The sequence below is a fragment of the Rhodanobacter sp. C06 genome, from assembly GCF_002001105.1.
In the GTDB taxonomy this organism is placed as follows: Bacteria; Pseudomonadota; Gammaproteobacteria; order Xanthomonadales; family Rhodanobacteraceae; genus Rhodanobacter_A.
Window position 1 is genome coordinate 57,705 of sequence record NZ_MUNP01000038.1, and the last position, 20,863, is coordinate 78,567.

Below are 20,863 nucleotides of genomic sequence, written 5' to 3' on the forward strand. Positions count from 1 at the left end.
ATTGCTAGCATGGGCGTTCCGAGCCTGCCGCCCGACTATCCGATGGACATCGCGTTCTGGGTTTACGTCTACATCGCCGCCGCCGTGCAGGCCGCGCTGCTGGCGCTGGCGCTGTGGCGCCGCTCCGCCAATCGCGAGGCAAACCGCCTGCTCGCCGTGTGGGTGGCGTTGACCGGCCTCGACCTCGCGGTGAAGGCGGCCTACTGGCACACGCTGGCGCCGGAATGGTTCCGCGCCTACCGCTTCGTGGCGCTGTTTCCGTTTCTCTACGGCAGCCTGTTCTTCCTTTACGTGCGGGCGCTGACCCGGGGCGTCGGTTTCCGCTGGCGCGACTTGCGGCACCTGCTCGGCTTCGCGGCGATGCTGCTGGTCACCGGCCACGTGCTGCTGGCGAGCACGGCACGGCTGCAGGCGATGTCGGCGAGCTGGATTGCTGGCGAGCGCTCGATCGGCCACTGGTTCGACATCGCGCTGTTCGTCTACAGCCTCAGCTACGTGGCGGCGGCGCTGGTCCGGGTACACCGTTACCGCCAGCGCCTGCGCGAGCGACGTTCCGACGCGGATCGCCTGTCGCTGCGCTGGATCGACGCCATGGCGGCCTGCCAGGTGGTGATCTGGTGCATCGCCATCGTGCAGGCGCTGATTTACCTGCCGATCCTCAATTACGGCCTGCTGTTCGGCGCCATCGCGGGCTGGATCTGCGTGGTGGGCTGGTTCAGCCTGGGCCAGCCGCCGGTGGCGATCGAGCCCGAGGCCGCTCCGGCGGACGAGGCGACGGCAGCGCCCGCTGCGAGCGCTGAACCGGACGATGCACGCTACGACGCGGTGCAGGCACGGCTCGCGGCGCTGATGGACGGCGCCGCGCCGCTGTACCTGGAGCCGGCGCTGAGCATCGGCCAAGTGGCGAAACGCAGCGGCTATCCCGAGTACCTGGTGTCGGCGGTGATCAACCGCCGCTTCGGCGGCACGTTCTGGGACTACATCAACCGGCTGCGCGTGGAGGCGGCGCGCGCCTGCCTCGCCGATGCCGGCGACACGCGCAGCATCCTCGACATCGCCTACGCCTGCGGCTTCACCTCCAAGTCCACCTTCAACGCCGCGTTCAAGCGCCAGGTCGGCGACACGCCCAGCGCCTACCGCAAGGCGCGGTCGCTCACGGCGACGGCCGGGCGTGCAGGGCCTGGATGATCGTCGCCACCAGGTCGCCGGTGTGGTCGCCGTAGTCCAGCGAGATGCCCATGCGTACCACCACGAGTTTTTCCGACGGCACGATCACCACGTACTGCCCGAACGCGCCGCGCGCGTAGTACATGTCCTTCGGCAATTGCGGCATGCCCCAGGGCGCGTTCCACACCGGCACCCGGGTGTCGTGCTTGATGTTCAGCCAGAAGCCGGCGCCGTAGCCGGTGTCCAGCGTCTGCGAATGGCTGTAGGCCACCCAGTCCGCGGGCAGGATGCGCCGGCCGTCGACCACGCCGTCGTCGAGATAGAGCTGGCCGAAGCGGGCGAAGTCGCGCGCGGTGCCGTAGCTGCCGCCCGAGCCGACCAGGGTGCCGGTGGCGTCGGCCTGGATCACCGTGTGCGCCATGCCCAGCGGCGCGAACAGCTCGCGCCGCGCGAAGCGTTCGGCGTCCACGGCACTGCCGCCGGCGGCGTCGCTGACCATGCGGCCGAGCAGCACGTAGTCCAGATTGCCGTAGGCCCAGTGGGTGCCGGGCGGATGCGCCAGCGGCGTGCCCGCCGCATAGGCGGCCATGTCGCGCTGGAGGAAGACCATGCGCGTGAGCGGGTTCACCACCCCATCGGTCTCGTCGAACGGCAGGCCGCTGTCCATGCGCAGCAACTGGTCGACGGTGACGCCGCCATGCGGGTCACCGACCCGGCGCCAGGCGGGAATCGGCGCGGGCTGGTCCGGCCGCAGCTTGCCTTCGCGCACCAGGATGCCGATCAACGCATTGGTCAGCGACTTGGTCAGCGAATGCGCCCAGATCGGCGTGTCCGGCCCGTAGCCCGGCGCATAGCGCTCGGCGACCAGCCGGCCGTCGTGCAGCACGACGACGGCCTTGGTGTTGCGCGGATGCACGGGGTCGGGTTCGGCAAAAGCGCGTTCGATCGCGGCGCGGATGGCGGCGTCGTCCGACGCGACCACGTGGTCCGGGTATGGGCTGGCGATGGGCGAGGGTTCGAAACCCGCGGCCTCGGGTACGGGGCCGTCACCGTGGACCAGCAGACAGCCCAGTCCGGGGCGGAACACGGCGCGCGCGCCGAAGGCGCCCAGCACGCTGGCGCGCGCTTCGCGCCGCGTGCGGTCCACGTGCCAGCGGAACGCCCAGGCTATGCCGCGCAGCATGGGCGCGTGCTGTTCGCGGAATACGCGGTCGGGGTCGACATGGCTGACGAAGGCCGCGTCGCACAGGCCCTGACTGGTCGAGCCGGTGGCGATGAGCAGCAGGGGGCGGCCCGCGGTGCCCAGCCAAGCCGTGCCCGCGAGCACGACGAGCAGCACCAGGCCAAGGATGGTTTTCAGGATGCGCATGATCATGGTGTTCTTCCCGTGTTTCACGAATGCGGGGCCACGGCGATGGCGGATGGGTGCAGGCGGGCGCCGCGTTGGCGCAGCAACAGCTCGCAGGCGGCGAGGTTGAGCGGCCAGCAGGCCCAGGTGGCGAAGACGTAGACGGACAGGGGCGGCAGGTGCAGCGCGATGCCGGCACCCAGGATCAGCCGCAAGGTCACCGCGGCGAAGGTCAACGCGGCGGTGCGGCACATCCAGCGGCGATGGCCGGCGACGTCGCCGATCACGATGCGGTGGATGCCCCTGCCCATGCAGAACAGCCAGACCAGGGCCAGCGCGGCCAGCGGCACGCCGCTGGCTGCGCCGCCTTGCGTGTGCCGGGACATCGACAGGGCGGCGAGCGCCGCCACCAGGATGCCGCTGGCGGCGAGCCAACCGCCCAGCCGGTGCAGGCGTGGCGCGAGTCGGCGTACGGTGGCGCTCAGCTGCAGCGGAGTCAGCAGCAGGGCGAGCCCGGCGCCGAAGAAGTGCGCCGGCACGTCCAGCCCCGACACGGCGAACTGCGCTGCGAAGCGGTTGTGCGGCGAATGCTCGCGATACAGGTAGGCGAAGGCGTAGGCGGCGACCGCGATCGAAAGCGTGGCGAAGGCCAGGATGGCCAGGCCGCGCAGGAGCTTGGCGGATCGTTCGTGCATGGGACTGTTCCCGCTCGTCGGAAGGAGCAGCCAGCATGCGGTGATGGCGTTCCGGCTTCGTCCGGGGCGGCGGAACCGTACGGCCTGCCGGGCCATGCAGGTGCGATCCGGCGGATTCGTACGTGTCCGGCCCCGGCCTGATGGCGGGTACTGCCGCTAAGATGCGCGTTCGCCTGCCGCTACGTCGCTGGCGTCGGTGCCGGTCGACGGGAGTGTGCATGAGGGCGAGGGAATGGCTGTCGGGTTTGCGGGGAGGCTGGCGCGGTCCGGCGACACGGCGCGTCGCCACCGTGGCCGATGGCTTGGCCGGCGGCCGCGACAACTTCCTGCTGCTGCGGCTGCTGGCGGCGAGCCTGGTGATCTACGGCCATGCGCCGGCCATTACCGGAGGCAAAGGCTGGCCGGACGTCTTCGTCTGGCTGGGCTGGGGCAGCTACTCCGGCGATCTGGCCGTGAACGTGTTCTTCGCGGTCAGCGGCTTCATGATCGCCGGCAGCTACCTGCGCCGGCGGCACCTTGGCGATTTCCTGTGGGCGCGCCTGCTGCGCATCTATCCCGCCTACCTGCTCTGCCTGCTGGGCACGGCTTTCGTGCTGGGTGCCGCGTGCACCAGCCTGCCGCTGCACGACTACTACGGCAGCCACGAAGTGATGCGCTACGTGTCGAAGAACGTGCAACTGGGCAAGGGGCTGGTCTGGGATCTGCCCGGCGTGTTCACCGGCAATCCGAAGCTGGCGTACGTCAACGGCTCGATCTGGACGCTGCCGGCCGAGGTGCGCATGTACCTGTGGGTGGCGCTGGCGGGCGTGCTGGGCATCCTGTCGCGGCGCTGGTGCTGCCACCTGCTGCTGGCGGTGCTGTTCGTTTGCGGACTGCTGGCGCCGGCGCACGTGCCGCTGGTGCCGTTGGCTTCGTTCCTGCGGCTGGCCGGTTATTTCGCGCTGGGCGTGTTCTGCTGCGTCAACCGCGAGCGCATCCCGACCGGCTGGTGGTGCGTGGCCGTGCTGGCCGCGCTGGCGTGGCTGCTGCACGCGACGCCGCTCTATCCGTTCGTGTTCGCGCTGGCGCTGACCGCCTTCGTGTTCGCGTTCGGTTATGCGTCGCCGTGGCTGGGTTGCCTGCGTTTCGGCGACTACTCGTATGGCCTGTACCTGTGGGGCTACCCGATGCAGCAGCTGGTGGCGCAGCTCGCCCCACGGCTGACGCCGGCGGGCAACATCTTGCTGGCCTGGCCGCTGGCCATGCTGCTGGCGGTGTTGTCGTGGCACCTGGTCGAGCGGCCGGCGTTGCGGCTGAAGTCCTTGCCGGGTGCCATGCAGGCGAAGGCGCGGGGGATGTTCGCACGCATCCGCGCAGGCGGTTGAGAGCCTGCGCGGATGCGCCTGCCGCGTCAGTGCGACGCGGGCTTGTAGTGGCCGCCTTCCGTGCGCACGGCGATGTTGAGGCGGTTCCAGGTGTTGATCAGGCCGATCAGCAGGACCAGGTCGATCACGGCCGCATCGTCGAAATGCTGGTGCAGCCGCTCGTACAGCGCGTCGGACACCGACTCGTGCGAGGGCAGCTCGGTGAGTTCCTCGGCGAAGGCCAGCGCGGCCTGCTCGGCCTCGCTGTACAGCTTGGTCTCGCGCCAGGCGGGCAGCAGGTAAAGGCGCTGCTCGGTCTCGCCGGCGGCGCGGGCATCCTTGCTGTGCATGTCCAGGCAGAACGCGCAGCCGTTGATCTGCGAGCAGCGCATCAGGATCAAGTCGGCCAGCTTCGCATCGAGGTGGCCGCGTGCGCGGATCTCCTCGCCGAGCTTGACCAGCGGCTGCATGGTGGCGTAGTGGCGCTGGATGGAAATGCGGGTCATGGGGTGACTCCTCGGTCAGTGGGCGGACGACGGTCGGGTGGACCGTTCAATGCAAGGACGTGCCAACCGGTGGATTCGTGACAGTCGCCGCCAGCCGCGCCAGCTTGCCCGGATGGCGCAGCGCATGGATGGCGGTGATGTGCTCGCCGTCGCCCTCGATCCAGATCGCGGTGGTCAGCGTGTTGCCGGCCCAGGCCAGCAGCGCCGGCGCGCCGTTGAGCGTGAGCAGGCTGTAGCGCAGCGGCTGCAAGCGCGTGTTGTGGGCGATCTGCAGGTACAGCCGCGCCAGCCGCTCGGCGCCGTGCAGCGGGTGCAAGGTGGCGGCGACCACGCCGCCGCCGTCCGAGATGTGGATGGCGTCCTCGGCGAACAGCGCCTGCAGCGATTCCAGCGTGGGTTGCTCCATCGCCGTGACGAAGCGCTGCAGCAGGCGCTGCTGGGCGCGCGCGTCCACGCTGTAGCGCGGGCGGTCCTCGCGCAGCCGCACCCGGGCGCGATGCACGCGCTGGCGGCAGGCGTTCTCGTTGATGCCAAGGATGGCGGCCGCCTCGGCATGGCTGTAGTCGAACACTTCGTTGAGCAGGAAGGCAGCGCGCTCCTCCGGGCCCAGTCGTTCCAGCAGGGTGAGGAAGGAGAGCGTGAGGCTCTGATCACGCTCCAGCGCCGCCTCGGGCGTCTCGGTGCTGGCGCCTGCGGCGGGCGCGGTTTCTTCCAGCAGTGGCTCGGGCAGCCACGGGCCGGGATAGTGTTCGCGCTCGGTTTTCGCACGGCGCAGGCGATCCAGCGCGATGCGCGCGGTCACGGTGACCAGCCACGCCTCCGGGTCGTCCAGTGCGGCGGTGTCCTGCGCGTGCCAGCGCAGCCAGGCGTCGTGCAGCACGTCCTCGGCGTCGGCGGGTGTGCCGAGCATGCGGTAGGCCAGCCCGAACAGCCGCGGGCGGTGTTGCTGGAACAGGGCGGTTTGCGGATCCATGGCGGTTTCCTCGAAGGGATCGCGGCAAGGACGCGCGGGCGCCCCTTGGCGTTACCGCGTCAGCGGACGAACGGCCACGGCGCGCAGACGATCAGCCATGCCAGCACCAGCATGCCCAGGTATTTCAGTGTGCGGAACAGCTTCGGGTGCTTCTTCTTGAACGCGCGGTTGCGTTCGCGGTTGCGTTGGTTGAGCGCGAACACGCGGTTGACGAAGCCGGTCTTCTCCTCCGGCGATTCGGTGTTCGGCGAAGCGGTGATCTTGCCCATGAACGCCCCCACGCGGTGGTTGATCGCGCTCATCCAGCGCGTGCGCAGCGGGCGTTCCACGTCGGCGAACAGGATCACCCGGGTCTGGTCGGTCTTGTTCTCCACCCAGTGCACGTAGGTCTCGTCGAACACCACGTCCTTGCCGTCGCCCCAGGCGTGCTCCTCGCCGTCGACGAAGATGCGGCAATCGCGCGAGTTCGGCGTGATCAGGCCGAGGTGGTAGCGCAGAGAGCCCGCGAACGGATCGCGGTGCGGATTGAGCCGGCTGTTCGGCGCCAGCGTGGCGAACATCGCCGCCTTGATGCTGGGGATGGATTTCAGCAACGCCACGGTCTGCGGGCACAGCGCCTCGGCCGAGGCCAGCGGCTCGCCGTACCACTTGAGGTAGAAGCGCTTCCAGCCCTGCTTGAAGAAGCTGTTGAAGCTGGCGTCGGCGCCGTTCTGCGCGGCGCGGATGTGGCCTTCGTCGAACAGCGACAGGGCTTCCGTGCGGATGGTCTGCCAGTTCGCCTGCAGCAGGTCCAGCTGCGGAAAGCCGCGGCGGTCGAGAATGGGACGCGCCGGCACCGCGGAGAACGCGTACATCAAAAGGTTGTAGGGCGCGAAGATCGCCGAGTGGTCCACCAGTTGGCGGTCGAAGCGCAACCGCGCCCGCCCGCGCAGGTGCACCAGCAGCACGCACAGCGCGAACAGCAGGATCAGGAGCAGCAGGACGAGGCGCGGAGTCATCGGTGCGGGCGGCCGGGAGAGGCGGGACAGTGCGCCATTCTAGCGCCGGTGCCGTGAACCGCCGCAGCGCGCGCGTTCAGTGCGACAACACGCGCAGCGGTGCACCGCCGGGTTGGTAGCCCTGCGCCAGTGCGCGCTGCACGTAGGCCACGGCGCGCCGCACGGCGCCGCGTGGCGTTAGTCCCTTGGCCAGTTCGGCGGCGATGGCCGAGGCCAGCGTGCAGCCAGTGCCGTGGGCTTCCAGCTTCAAGCGCGGGTGGCGCAGCTCCAGCACGCCGCGCGCGTCGAAAAAACGGTCCACCACCTCGCGGCCGCTGCCGTGGCCGCCCTTGAGCAGCACGCTGCGCGCGCCCAGCGCGAGCAGGTCGGTACCGGCTTGCATGCAGTCCTTTGCGCCGCGGATCGGATAGCCCAGCAGCGCCTCGGCCTCGGGCAGGTTGGGCGTGAGCACGTCGGCCAGCGGGATCAGCTCGTCCACCAGCACCGCGATCGCACCTTCGTCGAGCAGGCGTGCGCCGCTGGTGGCGATCATCACCGGATCGACCACCAGCCACGCCGGCTTGCGCGCGGCCATCTCGCGCGCCACCAGCCGCACGATGGCCGCGCTGCCCAGCATGCCGGTCTTCACCGCGGCGACGGGAAAGTCGTCGAACACCGCGGCGATCTGGCTGCGGATATGCGCCAGCGGCACCGGATGCACCGCGCTCACGCCGCGCGTGTTCTGCGAGGTGATCGCGGCGATGGCGGACAAGCCATGCACGCCGCGGGCGTGGAAGGTCTTCAGATCGGCCTGGATGCCCGCGCCGCCGCCGGAGTCGGAGCCGGCGATAGTGAGGGCGATGGGGGGTTGGAGTAGCGGGGCCATCGATCACATGGCTCCGCTGATCGAGCTGTAGACCTGAGCCGGTTCTTTGGTGAGACAGGCAAACAAGGCCGATTTGAGAACTGTCCCTTGAGGCCCGAGCGAGACATGACCAACGATCAGCGAATCTCCAATCCATGAGAGTACAAATCCTCCCGTGCCTCCATTGCTGTAAAGGGCGCGGACGAGATAAGGCCTGCTTTTGCCAGGGCAAGCAAAGTCCTCGTGACCGAAATGGGCGGCTCCCTGCGCGTATTGGCGGACAAATGCCTTGTCTCGCAACTCCGATGTTGCGGCGTCGAGCAGCGAAACAGGCACCTCAAAAAAAGAGCTGTCAGGGATTTTTTCGGTAGCACCGCCGAGGTTGGCTGGAGCGGCCTGCAGCCAAGCGGATGGTTCGGCAGCGATGGCTGCCAACGACAGCATTGAACCAGCAATGGCAGCCAGGTACTTCATGGCGAAACTACAACGCCTCCGACGCGAAGTCCGCCAGTCGCGAACGCTCGCCGCGGCGCAGGGTGACGTGCGCTGAATGCTCCCACTGCTTGAAGCGATCCACCGCGTAGGTGAGGCCGGAGGTGGTTTCGGTGAGGTAGGGCGTGTCGATCTGCTCCACGTTGCCCAGGCAGACGATCTTGGTGCCGGGGCCGGCGCGGGTGATCAGGGTCTTCATCTGCTTGGGTGTGAGGTTCTGCGCCTCGTCGATGATCAGGTAGCGCGACAGGAAGGTGCGCCCGCGCATGAAGTTCAGCGAGCGGATCTTGATGCGCGAGGCGAGCAGGTCGTTCGTCGCCTGGCGGCCCCAGCTGCCGCCTTCCTCCGGGTTGGCCAGCACTTCGAGGTTGTCGGTGAGCGCGCCCATCCACGGCGTCATCTTCTCCTCCTCGGTGCCGGGCAGGAAGCCGATGTCCTCGCCGACCGACACCGTGGCGCGGGTCATGATGATCTCGCGGTAACGCTGCTGGTCCATCACCTGGGCGAGGCCGGCGGCGAGTGCGAGCAGGGTCTTGCCGGTGCCGGCGGTGCCGAGCAAGGTGACGAAATCCACGTCCGGGTCCATCAGCGCGTTGAGCGCGAAGTTCTGCTCGCGGTTGCGCGCGGCGATGCCCCAGACGTGGTGGTTCGCGTGGCTGTGGTCGTCCATCAGCGCGAACGTGGCCTTGTCTTCCTCGATCTTTAGCACGCGCAGTTCCACGCCACCCTCGCCGGGCAGGTAGAGGCATTCGTTGGGGTACCAGTCCTCGTCTTCGTGGCGATCGAGCTTGTAGTAGGTGCGGCCGCGTTCGTTCCACGACTGCACTTCGGGGTGCTTGTCCCAGAAGTCCTCGGGCAGCGCGGCCGAGCCGGTGTAGAGCAGGGCGAAGTCGTCCAGAGCGCGGTCGTTCTCGTAGTCCTCCGCATCGATGCCGTAGATCTTGGCCTTGATGCGCAGGTTGATGTCCTTGCTGACCAGGATCACCGCGCGGTCGGGGTTCTGGTCGCGCAACTCGATCACCGCGGCCAGGATCAGGTTGTCCGCCTTGCCGTGGTTCGCGCTGGTGCGCTGCTGGAAGTACAGCCGGCCCACCGCGCCGCCGCGCTTGAGCTTGATGCCCTGCGGGCTGGCCAGCTCCAGGCCGTTGCTGATGCCGTGGCCGTTGCCGCGCACGATCAGCTCGTTGAGGAAGCGGCTGACCTGGCGACCGTTGCGCGAGACTTCCGAGGCGCCCTTCTTCTTCTCGTCCAGTTCCTCCAGCACCGTCATCGGGATGAACACGTCGTGTTCCTCGAAACGGAACAGCGAGGTGGGGTCGTGCAGCAGCACATTGGTATCGAGGGCATAGATGCGCTTGCTTGCGGTCATGCGGCAGGAACCTCGTGAGTGGAGATGCAACGGGACCGCGGCATGCGGGATGCCGCGGCGACAGCGACGAAAAGGGCGGCGGTCACTTGGCGGGGATGGCGTCGAGTACGGCTTGGGCGTGGCCCGGCACCTTCACGCCGCGCCACTCGGCGGCGAGCTTTCCATCCGGATCGATCAGGAAGGTGCTGCGCACCACGCCCATGTGGCGCTTGCCGTAGAGCACCTTCTCGTGGATCACGTCGAGGGCGCGGCACCAGGTTTCGTCCGGATCGGAGACCAGCGGGAACGGCAGTTCCTGCTTGGCGGCGAAATTGGCGTGGGATTTCGCCGAGTCGCGCGAGACGCCGACGATCTCGGCGTGGCGTTTGCAGAACTTCGGGTACAGGTCGCGGAAGTCCTGCGCTTCGGTGGTACAACCGGGGGTGGAGTCCTTGGGGTAGAAATACAGCACTACCCATTGGCCCTTGAGGTCGGCGAGCCTGAGCGTGGAGCCGTCGCCAGTGGTGCCGCTGAGGGCGGGGGCCTTCTTTCCGAGGTCTGGCATGGTCTCTCCGGAAACCCGACGGGGTTTCGCCTGTGTGCGAGGCAGAGACTAGCGCGATGGATGTGACGGAGACAGCCTTGTCAGGCATCCCCGCAGGGCGCAAGCTAGAACTTCACCGGATCCATGATCGCGTCCAGGTTCAGGCCGTCGCACAGCTCCAGGAAATCGTCGCGCAAGGCGGCGATGTGCACGTCGGCCGGAATGCCGATCGTGAACTGCGCCTGGAACATCTCCGCGCCGGTCTGCATCGCGTGGTAGCGGGTGGAATGCAGCTGCTCCACGCTGATGCCCTGCTGGCTGAAGAACTCCACGATGCGCACCACGATGCCTGGGCGGTCGGCGGAGATGATCTCGACCATGTAGGGCAGCAGGTGCGAGTTCGGCTCGCGCGGCGCGGTGCGGTAATGCGCGAGCCGCAGGTTCTCGTCGCGCGCCAGCTTGTTCAGCGCCGTCTCCAGCTTGGCCAGAGCGTCCCAGGCGCCGTTCGCCAGCAGCATCATCGATACCTCGTTGCCGATCGTGGCCACGCGCGACTCGGCCAGGCTGCAGCCGGCGTCCGCGATACGGCGGGTCAGCGCGGTGAGCGGCGAGTGGGTGGTGGAGGTCAGCGCGTGGATCAGCAACTGGTTGTCGCTGCCCGAACGGGCGGAGGGCGTCGGTTTCAATGGGATGGCCTGTGCCGGATCCCGCGCGGCGCGGGAATCGCGCCGGCCAGCTTACTTGCCGCTCCGGCAAGGCCGCAAGTAACATGGCCGGTCTGAATCTGCAGCGGAACCGAGCCTTGGATATTCGCGGAAGCATCTGCGCGCTGGCGACGCCGTTCGCGCCCGATGGCACGCTCGACCTGCCGGCGTTCGCGCGCCTGCTCGACCATCAGCTCGCCGGCGGCACGCAGGCGCTGGTGGTGGCCGGTTCCACCGGCGAGGCGCACATGCTCGAGCGCGACGAGTTCGACCGCCTGCTCGCGTTCGCGCTGGAGCACGTCGCCGGCCGCATGCCGGTGATCGCCGGCACCGGCGAGGCGGGCACCGCGAAGACCGTGGCCGCCACACGTCGCGCCAAGGCACTGGGTGCCGATGCCGCGCTGGTGGTAACGCCGTACTACGTGCGTCCCACCCAGGAAGGCATGCGCCGGCATTTCCTCGAAGTGGCCGAACACGGCGGCCTGCCGGTGCTGCTTTACAACGTGCCCGTGCGCACCGCCTGCGACCTGCTGCCGGAAACCACTGCGCTGCTGCGCGAGCATCCCATGGTCGTCGGCATCAAGGAGGCGAGCGGCGATGCCGGGCGCATTCGCGCGACTGCGGAACTTGCGCGCGCGGATTTCGTCTATCTCACCGGCGACGACGGCACGGCCGGGCAGGCGATGCTGGCTGGCGCGGCCGGAACCGTGTCGGTGGTGGCGAACCTGGTGCCCAAGGCGTTTCGCGCGATGTGCGACGCGGCCACCGGCGGCGACCGCGCCGCCACCGCGCGCTGCGAGGATGCATTGGCGCCGTTGCTGCAAGCGATGAACTGCGCACCGAACCCGATCGCGGTGAAGGCCGGCCTGCCGGAGCTGGGGCTGGGTTCGGCGCTGCCGCGGCTGCCGCTGGTGGAACTCGCCGAGGGGCCAGATCGCGCTCGTTTGCGCGAGGCGCTGTCCAGTCTGGCATCCTTGGCGCATGCCGCCTGACCGAATTCGCTCTTGGCTGTGCCGTAACCGACCTTTCCACGGAATCCCTTGCATGAAGAAATCCTCGCTCCTCGTGACCCTGCCGGCGCTGGCCTTCGCGGGCCTGCTGCTCTCCGGTTGCGGCATGTTCCGCTCCACGAAGGCGTGGGAAACCGCCAAGCAGGAGTCCCCGCTGGAAATCCCGCCGGGCCTGGACACCCCGCCGGCGAATGCCGCGCTGGTGATCCCGCCGCCGGGCTCGAACCAGCCGCAGGCTGCGCCCGTGCCCGGCGCGATCTCCGACGCCTTCGTGGTATCCGATAGCGTCGACAGCACCTACCAGAAGGTGGGTCAGTTCCTGGCCGGTGGCAGCGCGGGCCAGGTAACCGGCCATGACGACAGCGCGCACAGCTATGCGGTGAACGTGGTGGGCGGCGTGGCACCGGCGCAAAAGCGGGGCTTCTTTGGTCGCATGTTCCATCACGACAAGAGCAAGGCCGGCTCCGACACCGCCACGCATGCGGTGCAGGTCACCGTGAACCCCAGCGGCAGCAGCGCCAGCGAAGTGCGCGTGCAGGGCGACGAGGGTGCGGTCGCCAAGCTGATCGATGCGCTGAAGAAGGGCATGGGCAGCTGATTCCGCCGCCGTTCCCGCAACGAAAAATGCCGCCCGATGGGCGGCATTTTTCGTTGCGGTGCCTTGAAGGGGCGGCTTGCAGCGTTCTGCCGTCCCCAGTCCCGGCCTTCAGCGCTCCAGCAGCTTGAGCTTGTCGGGCTTGCCTTCCCAGTCCTTCGCGTCGGCGAGGCCGTCCTTGCGCTCGGTGATCACCGGCCACGCCTTCGCCAGTTCGGCGTTCAGCGCCACGTAACCCTCCTGGCCGGCGGGCACATCGTCTTCCGGATAGATCGCGTTGATCGGGCATTCCGGCTCGCACAGCGTGCAGTCTATGCATTCGTCCGGATCGATCACCAGGAAGTTCGGGCCTTCGTGGAAGGCATCGACCGGGCAGACTTCCACGCAGTCGGTGTACTTGCACTTGATGCAGTTGTCGGTGACGACAAAGGTCATGGGGCGGGGCTCTAGCGTTGTGGCGTTGGCAAGTATGACTGCAACGTGCGCCGGGTGAGAAGTCGCCGATGGCAGTGCCTGCCGGCTACGGGCATGGCTGCTGTGTCTGTTGCGCAGACTGGAGGGCGGTTGCCGTGGTTGTCGCTGCAAAAGCAAACGGCACGACCGTTTGATCGTGCCGGCTGTTCTTGAAGAGTGCGGCCATGGGTGGCCGCGGTTGGCGCTTGGGCAAGGCGAGTGCTTGAAGCTTGTCGCATTGCCGCGCCGGGCAGCGATTCCGGACGAATCGCATGAATAATGGCGCTCCCAACGAGGTTCGAACTCGTGTTCCCGCCTTGAGAGGGCGGTGTCCTGGGCCACTAGACGATGGGAGCGGATTGGCGCGGAGCGCGCTAGTATAGCGGAAATGTTTCGCCCGGCAATGACCCGGCGACGGCAGGTAAGATGAGCGGCTGCAGGCCGTTGCGCCGCCGCCATGGCTGCGAGCCGGACCCGATACCCGCAAGGACTCCACACGCTTGAATTCCGAAGCCAGGAACGACGCCAGGCCCGCGCTGCGCATCATCCCGCGCGAGCAGCACACGATTTCCCGCAAGAACATCAGCAAGGCCGCGCTGCGCGTGCTGTATCGCCTCAACGAGGCCGGCTACGACGCGTTCCTGGTCGGCGGCGCGGTGCGCGACCTGTTGCTGGGCGGCCGGCCCAAGGATTTCGACGTGGCCACCAGCGCCACGCCGGACGAGGTGAAGAAGCTGTTCCGCAACTGTCGGCTGATCGGCCGCCGCTTCCGGCTGGCGCACGTGGTGTTCGGGCCGGAGATCATCGAGGTGGCCACCTTCCGCGGCACCGGCGAGGAGGAGGGCGCGGAGGGCGAGCGCCACATCGTCGACGGCCGCATCGTGCGCGACAACGTGTGGGGCACGATCGAGGAGGATGCGCTGCGCCGCGACTTCCGCGTCAACGCGATGTACTACGACATCAGCGACTTTTCGGTGCGCGATTACGTGGGCGGCATGCAGGATCTGCAGGACCGCGTGCTGCGCCTGATCGGCGATCCGGATACGCGCTACCGGGAGGATCCGGTGCGGATGCTGCGCGCGGCGCGACTGGCCGCCAAGCTCGGTTTCTCGATCGATGCGCCTGCGGCGGCGCCGTTCGAGGAGCTGGGGCCGCTGCTGGCCGAGGCGGCGCCGGCGCGACTGTTCGACGAATCGCTGAAGATGTTCCTCGCCGGGCACGGGCTGAAGAGCTTCCGCATGCTCGAACAGTGCGGCCTGCTGAAATTCCTGTTCCCGGCCACCGCCCGTGCGCTGAAGCGTGGCGACGAGGCGTTGCGCGCGCTGGTCGAGCAGGGCTTGGAGAACACCGATGCGCGCGTCGCCGAGGGCAAGTCGGTGACGCCGGCCTTCCTGTTCGCGGTGCTCCTGTGGGGCGAGGTGCGCGACCTGGCACAACAGCAGATCGCCCGCGGCAAGGACGCCACCGAAGCCTGGGCGCGCGCCGCGCTGCAGGTGGTGGGCGAGCAGTGCCAGCGCGTGGCGATCCCGCGCCGCTTCACCTTCACGATGGAGGAGATCTGGTCGCTGCAGCCGCGCTTCGAGCAGATCCAGCGCAAGAAGGTATTGCGCCTGCTGGCGCATCCGCGCTTCCGCGCCGCATTCGATTTCCTGCTGCTGCGCGCGCACGAATCGCCGGCGATCCGCGAGCTGGGCCTGTGGTGGGACCACGCGCAACAACTGCCGCACGAGACGCTGGCGGCGGCGCTGCCGGCACACGGCGGCGGCAGCGAACCCGAGGCAGCCACTCCGACTGCCGGCCCGGCGCGCAAACGGCGCCGGCGCAAACCCGCGACGAAATCGAAACCGGCGTGACTGCGACCTACGTCGCGCTGGGCGGCAACCTGGGCGATCCGCGACGGCAGTTGCTGGAGGCCATAGATGCACTGGCGCGCCTGCCAGGCACGCGCGTGCTGCGCCGTTCGCGCCTGTACCGCACGCCGCCCTGGGGCCTGCGGGAGCAGCCGCCGTTCCTCAATGCCGCGGTGCTGCTGGATACCGACCTCGCGCCACATGCGCTGCTGGATGAGTTGCTGGCGATCGAGCAGCGCGCCGGTCGCGTGCGCGCCGAGCGCAACGGCCCGCGCACGCTGGATCTCGACCTGCTGCACATGGACGGCGTGCAGCTCGACGACGCGCGGCTGACCCTGCCGCATCCGCGCATCGCCGAGCGCGCCTTCGTGCTGCTGCCGCTCAACGACATTGCGCCGGAGCTGCGGCTGCCGGGGCAGGGCCGCGTGGCCGACCTGCTCGCTGTAGCGGATACGCAAGGTTGCGAATGCCTGATCGAAGACCGGCTGGCCGAATGATGCGGTGCAGCGGATAATCGGCCGGTCCCCGCCTTCGAGACGACACCGTGTACGTCGATTCCGCCGCTGCTCCTGCCCGCAAACCGGTCACCGTGCCCGGCCTGCATGCGATGAAGGCCGAAGGTCGCCGCATCGCGATGCTCACCGCCTACGACTACAGCCTTGCCGCGCAGCTGGAACTGGCCGGCGTCGACGTGGCGCTGGTCGGCGACTCGCTGGGCATGGTGGTGCAGGGCCACAAGAGCACCTTGCCGGTGACGCTGGACCACATGGTCTACCACACGCAGGCGGTGGCGCGCGGGCTGTCGGCCACGCTGCTGGTCGCCGACCTGCCGTTCATGGCCGATCGCGACCTGCCGCACGTACTGGAGGCCGGCGCGCGGCTGGTGGGCGAGGCGGGCGCGGCGATGGTGAAGATCGAGGGTGCCGCGCCGCACATCCTGGACGCGACTGCGGCGCTGGTGGCGCGCGCGATCCCGGTCTGTGCCCACCTGGGCCTCACGCCGCAGTCGGTGCACAAGTTCGGCGGCTTCCGCATCCAGGGCCGCGAGCAGGAAACGGCCGACCGCATCCTGGCCGAGGCGCAGTCGGTGCAGGCCGCAGGCGCCGACCTGCTGGTGCTGGAAGGCGTGCCTATGGCGCTCGGCGAGCGGGTGACCAAGGCGCTGAAGATTCCGGTGATCGGCATCGGCGCGGGCCCGCACTGCGACGGCCAGGTGCTGGTGATCCACGACATGCTGGGCATCACGCCCGGCAAGCGCCCCAAGTTCAGCAAGGATTTCCTTGCCGGCCGCGATGCTGTGTCGGCGGCGATCGCGGCCTATGCGGCGGACGTGCGCAGCGGGGCGTTTCCCGCGCCCGAACACTGCTTCAACTGAACGAGTAGGGCTTATGCAAACCGTGCAAGACCTTCCGGCCCTGCGCGCCGCGATCCGCAACTGGCGGAGCCAGGGCCAGACCGTGGGGCTGGTGCCGACCATGGGCAACCTGCACGCTGGGCATTACTCGCTGTTGAAGCTGGCGCGCGCACGGGCCGACCGCGTGGTGGCCAGCGTGTTCGTCAACCCCACCCAGTTCGGCCCGAACGAGGATTTCGCGCGCTACCCGCGCACGCTGGCGCAGGACCAGGCCGGTCTCGCCGAGAACGACTGCGACCTGCTGTTCGCGCCCGAGGTGGCGACGATGTATCCGTTCGGCGCCGAGCAGGGCGCGAGCATCCATGTGCCGGGGATCACCGACACGCTGGAAGGTGCCCATCGCCCCGGTCATTTCGACGGTGTGGCCACCGTGGTGTGCAAGCTGTTCAACATGGTGCAGCCGGATCTGGCGGTGTTCGGCCAGAAGGATTTCCAGCAGCTCAAGGTGATCGAGCACATGGTTGGCGACTTGGCGCTGCCGGTGAAGGTGATCGGCGCGCCCACCCTGCGCGCCGACGACGGGCTGGCGCTTAGTTCGCGCAACCAGTACCTGTCGGCGGAAGCGCGCGTGCTGGCGCCGCAGATCCACGCCACGTTGGCGCAGATGCGCGAGCTGGTCGGCAAAGGCCATGCGCGGCGCATCGTGGAGGAGGCGGCGCAATCGAAGCTGGAGCGCGCGGGTTTTGCGCCCGACTATGTGGCGATCCGTCGTGTCGAGGACCTGTCCGAGCCGGCCGACGGCGAGCGCGAGGGGCTGGTGGCGCTGATCGCGGCGCGGCTGGGCACGACGCGGCTGATCGACAACTTGCAGTTCGACTGAAGCGCCCGCATTTTCGGGCTGAACGGCCGATGTTGCGGTGCAATGTCGGCAGTTCGATAATGCGCAGCCACGCGGGCCGTTCCCGCAGGAACCCGAAGTCATGCAACTGAACATGTTCAAGGCGAAGATCCACCGCGCCACCGTCAGCCACGCCGAGCTGCATTACGAGGGCTCGATCGCGATCGACGGCAACCTGCTGGATGCCGCGGGCATCCGCGAGTACGAGCAGATCCATGCCTGGGACATCAACAACGGCGAGCGCTTCGTCACCTACGCGCTGCGTGCCGAGGAAGGCTCGGGCATCATCTCGGTGAATGGCAGCGCCGCACGCAGCGTGGAAGTGGGCGATCTCATCATCATCGCCGCGTTCGCCCAGCTCGACGAGAAGGAACTGGCGCAGTTCCAGCCCACCTGCGTCTACGTGGATGCGAACAACCGCATCACCCACACCAACCGCTCGATCCCGAAGCAGATGGCGGCCGCGTAGGTCGGGATTCATCCCGACAAGCAAGGGCAGTCGGGATGAATCCCGACCTACGGTCAGAATGCCGGCAGCACGGCACCCTTGTACTTCTGTTCGATGTAGGCCTTGATCGCGGGGCTGGTCAGCGCCTGCACCAGCTTCTGCACGCGCGGGTCATGCTCGTTGTCGGGGCGGCCCACCAGGTAGTTCACGTAGGGCGAGTCCTTGCTCTCGATCAGCAGCGCGTCCCTGGTGGGATTCAGGCCCGCCGCCAACGCGTAGTTGGTGTTGATCAGCGCCAGGTCCACCTCGTCCAGCGTGCGCGGCAGCATCGCCGCCTCCAGTTCCTTGAACTTCAGCTGCTTCGGGTTCGCCGTGATGTCCTTGGGCATGGCCAGCGCGTTGGCGGGATCCTTCAGTGTGATCAAACCGTGTTTCGCGAGCAGCAGCAGGGCGCGGCCCTCGTTGCTGGGGTCGTTCGGCAGCGCCACGGTGGCACCCGCGGGCAGCTGGTCGATGTTCGTGTATTTGCGCGAGTAGGCGCCGAACGGCTCGATGTGCACGCCCGTGATCGGCACCAGGTGGGTGCCGTGTTCGCGGTTGAACGCATCGAGGTAGGGCCCGGTCTGGAAATAGTTCAGGTCGATGTGCTTCTCGACCACCTGCATGTTCGGCTGCACATAGTCGGCGAACACCTTGATCTCCAGCTTCAGACCTTCCTTGGCCAGGATGGGTTGCACCCGCTTCAGGATCTCCGCGTGCGGCACCGCGGTGGCGGCCACGGTGAGCGTGTTCGCGTCCTCCTTCGGCGCGGAACAGGCCGCGAGCAGCACGGTGAAGGCCACGGCGCCGGCGGCGTGCCGCATCCACGTCACGACGGCTTGCGGGCGCAACCGGCGAGCAGCAGCAGGGCGAGGATGGCGGAGATCGCGGGGAGCAGCAGCATCGGTCATGGCGGTTTCCAAGGGTGTTCCAGACTAGGCGTCCAAACGACTGGGGTGAAATAACCGGATCAGTGTCGCTTATAACGCGCCACGATGCGGTCGCCGATCATCTGCAGCAACTGCACCAGCACCACCAGCAGTACCACGGTCACGACCATGTAGTCGGACTTGTAGCTGAGGTAGCCGTAACGGTAGGCGAGATCACCCAGGCCGCCCGAACCGATCGCGCCGCCCATCGCGGTATAGCCCACCAGCGCGATCGCGGTCACCGTGATGCCGGCCCACAGACCGGCGCGCGCCTCCGGCAGCAGCACGTGGCACACGATCTGCCAAGTGCTGGCGCCCATCGCCTGCGCCGCCTCGATCACGCCCTGCTGCACCTCGCGCAGCGCGGTCTCCACCAGCCGCGCGAAGAACGGAGCGGCGCCGATCACCAGCGGCGGGATCGCGCCGCGCACGCCCAGCTTGGTGCCCACCAGCACGTAGGTGACCGGCATCAGCACGATCATCAGGATGATGAACGGCACCGAGCGCAGCACGTTCACCACCAGCGAGGTGACGCCGTACAGCTTCGGCATCGCGCGCAGCTGGCTGCGGCCGGTGAGGTAGAGCAGCACGCCCAGCGGCAGGCCGATGGCCACGGTGAGCGCCAGCGAGCCGCCCAGCATGAGCAGGGTGTCGATGCAGGCGCGGCCCAGCTCGCCCCAGTCGTCGATGTTCGGGAACAGGGAGTGCAACGGGTTCATCGGGGCAGCTCCTCGATCTCGATACCGGCCTCGCGCAGCGAGGCCAGGGCGGCGTCGGCGTTCGTACCTTCCAGTGTCAGGGTGAGCTGGCCGTAGGGCAGCTCCTTGATGCGGTCGATGCGGCCGGCGAGCAGGTTGAAATCCACGCCGCTCTCGCGCATCACCCGGCTCAGCACCGGGCTGAGCGTGGTGGCGCCGCGGAAGGTGAGGCGCAGCACGCGGCCGCCCACCTGCGCCAGTGGCGCCAGCGCGCTGGCGGCTTCCTCCGGCAGGGCCTCGTCGACGAAGCGCCGCGTGGTGGCGTGCCGCGGGTGCAGGAACACGTCGGCCACCGTGCCGCTTTCCACGATGCGGCCGGCGTCGAGCACCGCCACGCGGTCGCAGATGCGCCGCACCACGTCCATTTCGTGGGTGATCAGCACGATGGTGAGCTTGAGTTCGCGGTTGATCGCGGCCAGCAGATCGAGCACGGACGCCGTGGTCTGCGGATCGAGCGCACTGGTGGCCTCGTCGCACAGCAGGATCTCGGGCCGGTTCGCCAGCGCGCGGGCGATGCCCACGCGCTGCTTCTGGCCGCCGGAGAGCTGCGCGGGGTATTTGCCGGCGTGCTCGGCCAGGCCCACGCGCTCCAGCAGTTCGCCGACGCGGGCATCGATCTTCGCCGCGTCGCGCTCCCCGGCGAGGCGCAGCGGAAACGCCACGTTGTCCGCCACGGTCTGCGAGGCGAGCAGGTTGAAGTGCTGGAAGATCATGCCGATGCGTCGGCGTTGCGCGCGCAGCGCGGGTTCGGGCAGCGCGGTCATCTCGGTGTCGCCGATCAGGATGCGTCCGCCGCTGGGCCGTTCCAGCAGGTTGATCAGCCGGATCAGGGTGGACTTGCCGGCGCCGGAATGGCCGATGATGCCGAACACCTCGCCATCCAGGATGTCGAGGCTGAACGGCTGCAGCGCGGGGATATCCTTGCCGTCCACACGGTAGGACTTGTGCACGTCGAGGAAGCGGATCACGGTAATCCGGGTGGCGAAGCGGGCGGACATTCTAGCGTCTGGCGTAGACTTCCATACGTCCATCCACGGGAACCCCGGCCATGAGCAGCGTCCACGACTTCAGCGCGCGCGACATCGACGGCAACGAACGCTCGTTGTCGGAATGGCGAGGCAAGACCTTGCTGATCGTCAACGTGGCCTCGAAATGCGGCTTTACGCCGCAATACGCCGGCCTGGAAAAGCTGTGGCGGAACGACCGCGACCGCGGCCTGGTGGTGCTGGGTTTTCCCTGCGACCAGTTCGGCCACCAGGAGCCGGGCGACGAGACGGCGATCCGCGAGTTCTGCGACACCAGCTACGGCGTCACCTTCCCGCTGTTCGCGAAGGTCGAGGTGAACGGCGAACATGCGCACCCGCTGTACCGGTGGCTGAAGCACGAGGGCAAGGGCATCCTCGGCAGCGAGGCGATCAAGTGGAACTTCACCAAGTTCCTGGTCGACGGCCATGGCCAGGTGGTGAAGCGTTACGCGCCCACCGACACGCCGGAGAAGATCGGCAAGGAGCTGGATCGCCTGCTGGCGGATTGAGCGGCCCCGCCCGCGCAGGAGCGCACTCTGTGC

The 20,863-nt window shown here is 68.2% G+C and carries 24 protein-coding genes and 1 tRNA gene; 10 read left to right on the forward strand and 15 right to left on the reverse strand.

Annotated elements, in window-relative coordinates:
* Positions 1-9: 9 nt before the first annotated feature.
* Positions 10-1,188 carry a helix-turn-helix transcriptional regulator gene (locus B0E52_RS05790; RefSeq protein WP_254426720.1) on the forward strand — a complete coding sequence of 393 codons (1,179 nt, stop codon included), beginning with the start codon at positions 10-12 and terminating at the stop codon, positions 1,186-1,188.
* Here the strand turns inward: B0E52_RS05790 and B0E52_RS05795 are convergent.
* Together B0E52_RS05795 and B0E52_RS05800 are read right to left on the reverse strand one after the other, a co-directional pair.
* Positions 1,154-2,542: a serine hydrolase gene (locus tag B0E52_RS05795; protein ID WP_077482517.1), complete on the reverse strand. Its 1,389-nt coding sequence runs from the start codon at positions 2,540-2,542 to the stop codon at positions 1,154-1,156. The genes B0E52_RS05790 and B0E52_RS05795 overlap by 35 nt on opposite strands.
* Before the next feature lie 17 nt (positions 2,543-2,559).
* Positions 2,560-3,210 (reverse strand): DUF2306 domain-containing protein, encoded by a 651-nt coding sequence (locus tag B0E52_RS05800; protein ID WP_168174133.1) that lies wholly within the window; start codon positions 3,208-3,210, stop codon positions 2,560-2,562.
* 218 nt (positions 3,211-3,428) lie between these two features.
* Between B0E52_RS05800 and B0E52_RS05805 the strand changes: the two genes are divergently transcribed.
* Positions 3,429-4,574: an acyltransferase gene (locus B0E52_RS05805; protein ID WP_168174135.1), complete on the forward strand. Its 1,146-nt coding sequence runs from the start codon at positions 3,429-3,431 to the stop codon at positions 4,572-4,574.
* A 26-nt stretch (positions 4,575-4,600) separates the two neighbouring features.
* On the opposite strand, the gene B0E52_RS05810 is transcribed toward B0E52_RS05805, so the two are convergent.
* From B0E52_RS05810 to B0E52_RS05840, 8 genes are all read right to left on the reverse strand, one after another.
* Positions 4,601-5,059: a carboxymuconolactone decarboxylase family protein gene (locus B0E52_RS05810; protein ID WP_077482524.1), complete on the reverse strand. Its 459-nt coding sequence runs from the start codon at positions 5,057-5,059 to the stop codon at positions 4,601-4,603.
* 46 nt (positions 5,060-5,105) lie between these two features.
* Positions 5,106-6,032: an RNA polymerase sigma factor SigJ gene (gene sigJ / locus B0E52_RS05815; protein WP_077482526.1), complete on the reverse strand. Its 927-nt coding sequence runs from the start codon at positions 6,030-6,032 to the stop codon at positions 5,106-5,108.
* A 59-nt stretch (positions 6,033-6,091) separates the two neighbouring features.
* Positions 6,092-7,030 (reverse strand): aspartyl/asparaginyl beta-hydroxylase domain-containing protein, encoded by a 939-nt coding sequence (locus tag B0E52_RS05820; protein WP_077482528.1) that lies wholly within the window; start codon positions 7,028-7,030, stop codon positions 6,092-6,094.
* 76 nt (positions 7,031-7,106) lie between these two features.
* Positions 7,107-7,895, reverse strand: coding sequence for a bifunctional hydroxymethylpyrimidine kinase/phosphomethylpyrimidine kinase (gene thiD / locus B0E52_RS05825; RefSeq protein WP_077482530.1), 789 nt, complete (start codon positions 7,893-7,895; stop codon positions 7,107-7,109).
* 3 nt (positions 7,896-7,898) lie between these two features.
* The gene (locus B0E52_RS18300) at positions 7,899-8,348 is read right to left on the reverse strand and encodes a hypothetical protein (RefSeq protein WP_139351599.1); all 450 of its coding nucleotides are present in this window, start codon (positions 8,346-8,348) and stop codon (positions 7,899-7,901) included.
* Positions 8,349-8,355: 7 nt separating this feature from the next.
* Positions 8,356-9,735, reverse strand: coding sequence for a PhoH family protein (locus tag B0E52_RS05830; RefSeq protein ID WP_077482532.1), 1,380 nt, complete (start codon positions 9,733-9,735; stop codon positions 8,356-8,358).
* Positions 9,736-9,817: 82 nt separating this feature from the next.
* Positions 9,818-10,279: a peroxiredoxin gene (locus B0E52_RS05835; RefSeq protein ID WP_077482534.1), complete on the reverse strand. Its 462-nt coding sequence runs from the start codon at positions 10,277-10,279 to the stop codon at positions 9,818-9,820.
* A 104-nt stretch (positions 10,280-10,383) separates the two neighbouring features.
* A complete protein-coding gene (locus B0E52_RS05840) occupies positions 10,384-10,944 on the reverse strand; it encodes an ACT domain-containing protein (RefSeq protein ID WP_174575541.1) in 561 nt (186 codons plus the stop codon).
* 116 nt (positions 10,945-11,060) lie between these two features.
* Between B0E52_RS05840 and dapA the strand changes: the two genes are divergently transcribed.
* Together dapA and B0E52_RS05850 are read left to right on the forward strand one after the other, a co-directional pair.
* On the forward strand, positions 11,061-11,954 hold the full coding sequence (dapA, locus tag B0E52_RS05845) for a 4-hydroxy-tetrahydrodipicolinate synthase (protein WP_077482536.1): 894 nt from the start codon (positions 11,061-11,063) through the stop codon (positions 11,952-11,954).
* Between the two features lie 52 nt (positions 11,955-12,006).
* Entirely contained in the window at positions 12,007-12,570 is a 564-nt protein-coding gene (locus B0E52_RS05850; protein WP_077482538.1) for a hypothetical protein, read from the forward strand.
* A gap of 108 nt (positions 12,571-12,678) precedes the next feature.
* Here B0E52_RS05850 and fdxA read toward each other — a convergent pair whose 3' ends face one another.
* Positions 12,679-13,002 (reverse strand): ferredoxin FdxA, encoded by a 324-nt coding sequence (fdxA, locus tag B0E52_RS05855; RefSeq protein WP_077482540.1) that lies wholly within the window; start codon positions 13,000-13,002, stop codon positions 12,679-12,681.
* Positions 13,003-13,300: 298 nt separating this feature from the next.
* Positions 13,301-13,376, reverse strand: a tRNA-Glu gene (locus B0E52_RS05860).
* A 144-nt stretch (positions 13,377-13,520) separates the two neighbouring features.
* Here B0E52_RS05860 and pcnB point away from each other — a divergent pair.
* The 5 genes from pcnB (at position 13,521) to panD (ending at position 17,591) form a co-directional block, all read left to right on the forward strand.
* On the forward strand, positions 13,521-14,873 hold the full coding sequence (pcnB, locus tag B0E52_RS05865) for a polynucleotide adenylyltransferase PcnB (protein WP_077482542.1): 1,353 nt from the start codon (positions 13,521-13,523) through the stop codon (positions 14,871-14,873).
* Positions 14,870-15,367 (forward strand): 2-amino-4-hydroxy-6-hydroxymethyldihydropteridine diphosphokinase, encoded by a 498-nt coding sequence (gene folK / locus B0E52_RS05870; protein ID WP_077482545.1) that lies wholly within the window; start codon positions 14,870-14,872, stop codon positions 15,365-15,367. The genes pcnB and folK overlap by 4 nt, the downstream gene beginning before the upstream one ends.
* A 47-nt stretch (positions 15,368-15,414) precedes the next feature.
* Positions 15,415-16,245 (forward strand): 3-methyl-2-oxobutanoate hydroxymethyltransferase, encoded by an 831-nt coding sequence (gene panB, locus B0E52_RS05875; protein WP_077482547.1) that lies wholly within the window; start codon positions 15,415-15,417, stop codon positions 16,243-16,245.
* 13 nt (positions 16,246-16,258) lie between these two features.
* Positions 16,259-17,104: a pantoate--beta-alanine ligase gene (panC, locus tag B0E52_RS05880; RefSeq protein ID WP_077482548.1), complete on the forward strand. Its 846-nt coding sequence runs from the start codon at positions 16,259-16,261 to the stop codon at positions 17,102-17,104.
* A 100-nt stretch (positions 17,105-17,204) separates the two neighbouring features.
* A complete protein-coding gene (panD, locus tag B0E52_RS05885) occupies positions 17,205-17,591 on the forward strand; it encodes an aspartate 1-decarboxylase (protein ID WP_077482550.1) in 387 nt (128 codons plus the stop codon).
* A gap of 53 nt (positions 17,592-17,644) precedes the next feature.
* Here panD and B0E52_RS05890 read toward each other — a convergent pair whose 3' ends face one another.
* From B0E52_RS05890 to B0E52_RS05900, 3 genes are all read right to left on the reverse strand, one after another.
* Complete coding sequence (locus tag B0E52_RS05890) at positions 17,645-18,433, reverse strand: MetQ/NlpA family ABC transporter substrate-binding protein (RefSeq protein ID WP_077482552.1); 789 nt, start codon at positions 18,431-18,433, stop codon at positions 17,645-17,647.
* 146 nt (positions 18,434-18,579) lie between these two features.
* Positions 18,580-19,257, reverse strand: coding sequence for a methionine ABC transporter permease (locus B0E52_RS05895; RefSeq protein WP_077482554.1), 678 nt, complete (start codon positions 19,255-19,257; stop codon positions 18,580-18,582).
* Complete coding sequence (locus B0E52_RS05900) at positions 19,254-20,264, reverse strand: methionine ABC transporter ATP-binding protein (RefSeq protein WP_077482692.1); 1,011 nt, start codon at positions 20,262-20,264, stop codon at positions 19,254-19,256. Before B0E52_RS05900 ends, B0E52_RS05895 begins: the two co-directional genes overlap by 4 nt.
* A gap of 80 nt (positions 20,265-20,344) precedes the next feature.
* Between B0E52_RS05900 and B0E52_RS05905 the strand changes: the two genes are divergently transcribed.
* Positions 20,345-20,830, forward strand: coding sequence for a glutathione peroxidase (locus B0E52_RS05905; RefSeq protein WP_077482556.1), 486 nt, complete (start codon positions 20,345-20,347; stop codon positions 20,828-20,830).
* Positions 20,831-20,863: the final 33 nt, after the last annotated feature.

Excerpts from the sequence above, each read along its gene's own strand:
- thiD (WP_077482530.1), bottom strand. The coding sequence starts at position 7,895 with ATGGCCCCGCTACTCCAACCCCCCATCGCCCTCACTATCGCCGGCTCC.
- B0E52_RS05820 (WP_077482528.1), bottom strand. The coding sequence starts at position 7,030 with ATGACTCCGCGCCTCGTCCTGCTGCTCCTGATCCTGCTGTTCGCGCTG.
- B0E52_RS05795 (WP_077482517.1), bottom strand. The coding sequence starts at position 2,542 with ATGATCATGCGCATCCTGAAAACCATCCTTGGCCTGGTGCTGCTCGTC.
- sigJ (WP_077482526.1), bottom strand. The coding sequence starts at position 6,032 with ATGGATCCGCAAACCGCCCTGTTCCAGCAACACCGCCCGCGGCTGTTC.
- B0E52_RS05890 (WP_077482552.1), bottom strand. The coding sequence starts at position 18,433 with ATGCGGCACGCCGCCGGCGCCGTGGCCTTCACCGTGCTGCTCGCGGCC.
- B0E52_RS05835 (WP_077482534.1), bottom strand. The coding sequence starts at position 10,279 with ATGCCAGACCTCGGAAAGAAGGCCCCCGCCCTCAGCGGCACCACTGGC.
- panC (WP_077482548.1), top strand. The coding sequence starts at position 16,259 with ATGCAAACCGTGCAAGACCTTCCGGCCCTGCGCGCCGCGATCCGCAAC.
- panD (WP_077482550.1), top strand. The coding sequence starts at position 17,205 with ATGCAACTGAACATGTTCAAGGCGAAGATCCACCGCGCCACCGTCAGC.
- B0E52_RS18300 (WP_139351599.1), bottom strand. The coding sequence starts at position 8,348 with ATGAAGTACCTGGCTGCCATTGCTGGTTCAATGCTGTCGTTGGCAGCC.
- B0E52_RS05805 (WP_168174135.1), top strand. The coding sequence starts at position 3,429 with ATGAGGGCGAGGGAATGGCTGTCGGGTTTGCGGGGAGGCTGGCGCGGT.
- B0E52_RS05830 (WP_077482532.1), bottom strand. The coding sequence starts at position 9,735 with ATGACCGCAAGCAAGCGCATCTATGCCCTCGATACCAATGTGCTGCTG.
- fdxA (WP_077482540.1), bottom strand. The coding sequence starts at position 13,002 with ATGACCTTTGTCGTCACCGACAACTGCATCAAGTGCAAGTACACCGAC.
- B0E52_RS05905 (WP_077482556.1), top strand. The coding sequence starts at position 20,345 with ATGAGCAGCGTCCACGACTTCAGCGCGCGCGACATCGACGGCAACGAA.
- B0E52_RS05850 (WP_077482538.1), top strand. The coding sequence starts at position 12,007 with ATGAAGAAATCCTCGCTCCTCGTGACCCTGCCGGCGCTGGCCTTCGCG.
- B0E52_RS05895 (WP_077482554.1), bottom strand. The coding sequence starts at position 19,257 with ATGAACCCGTTGCACTCCCTGTTCCCGAACATCGACGACTGGGGCGAG.
- B0E52_RS05810 (WP_077482524.1), bottom strand. The coding sequence starts at position 5,059 with ATGACCCGCATTTCCATCCAGCGCCACTACGCCACCATGCAGCCGCTG.
- B0E52_RS05790 (WP_254426720.1), top strand. The coding sequence starts at position 10 with ATGGGCGTTCCGAGCCTGCCGCCCGACTATCCGATGGACATCGCGTTC.
- B0E52_RS05800 (WP_168174133.1), bottom strand. The coding sequence starts at position 3,210 with ATGCACGAACGATCCGCCAAGCTCCTGCGCGGCCTGGCCATCCTGGCC.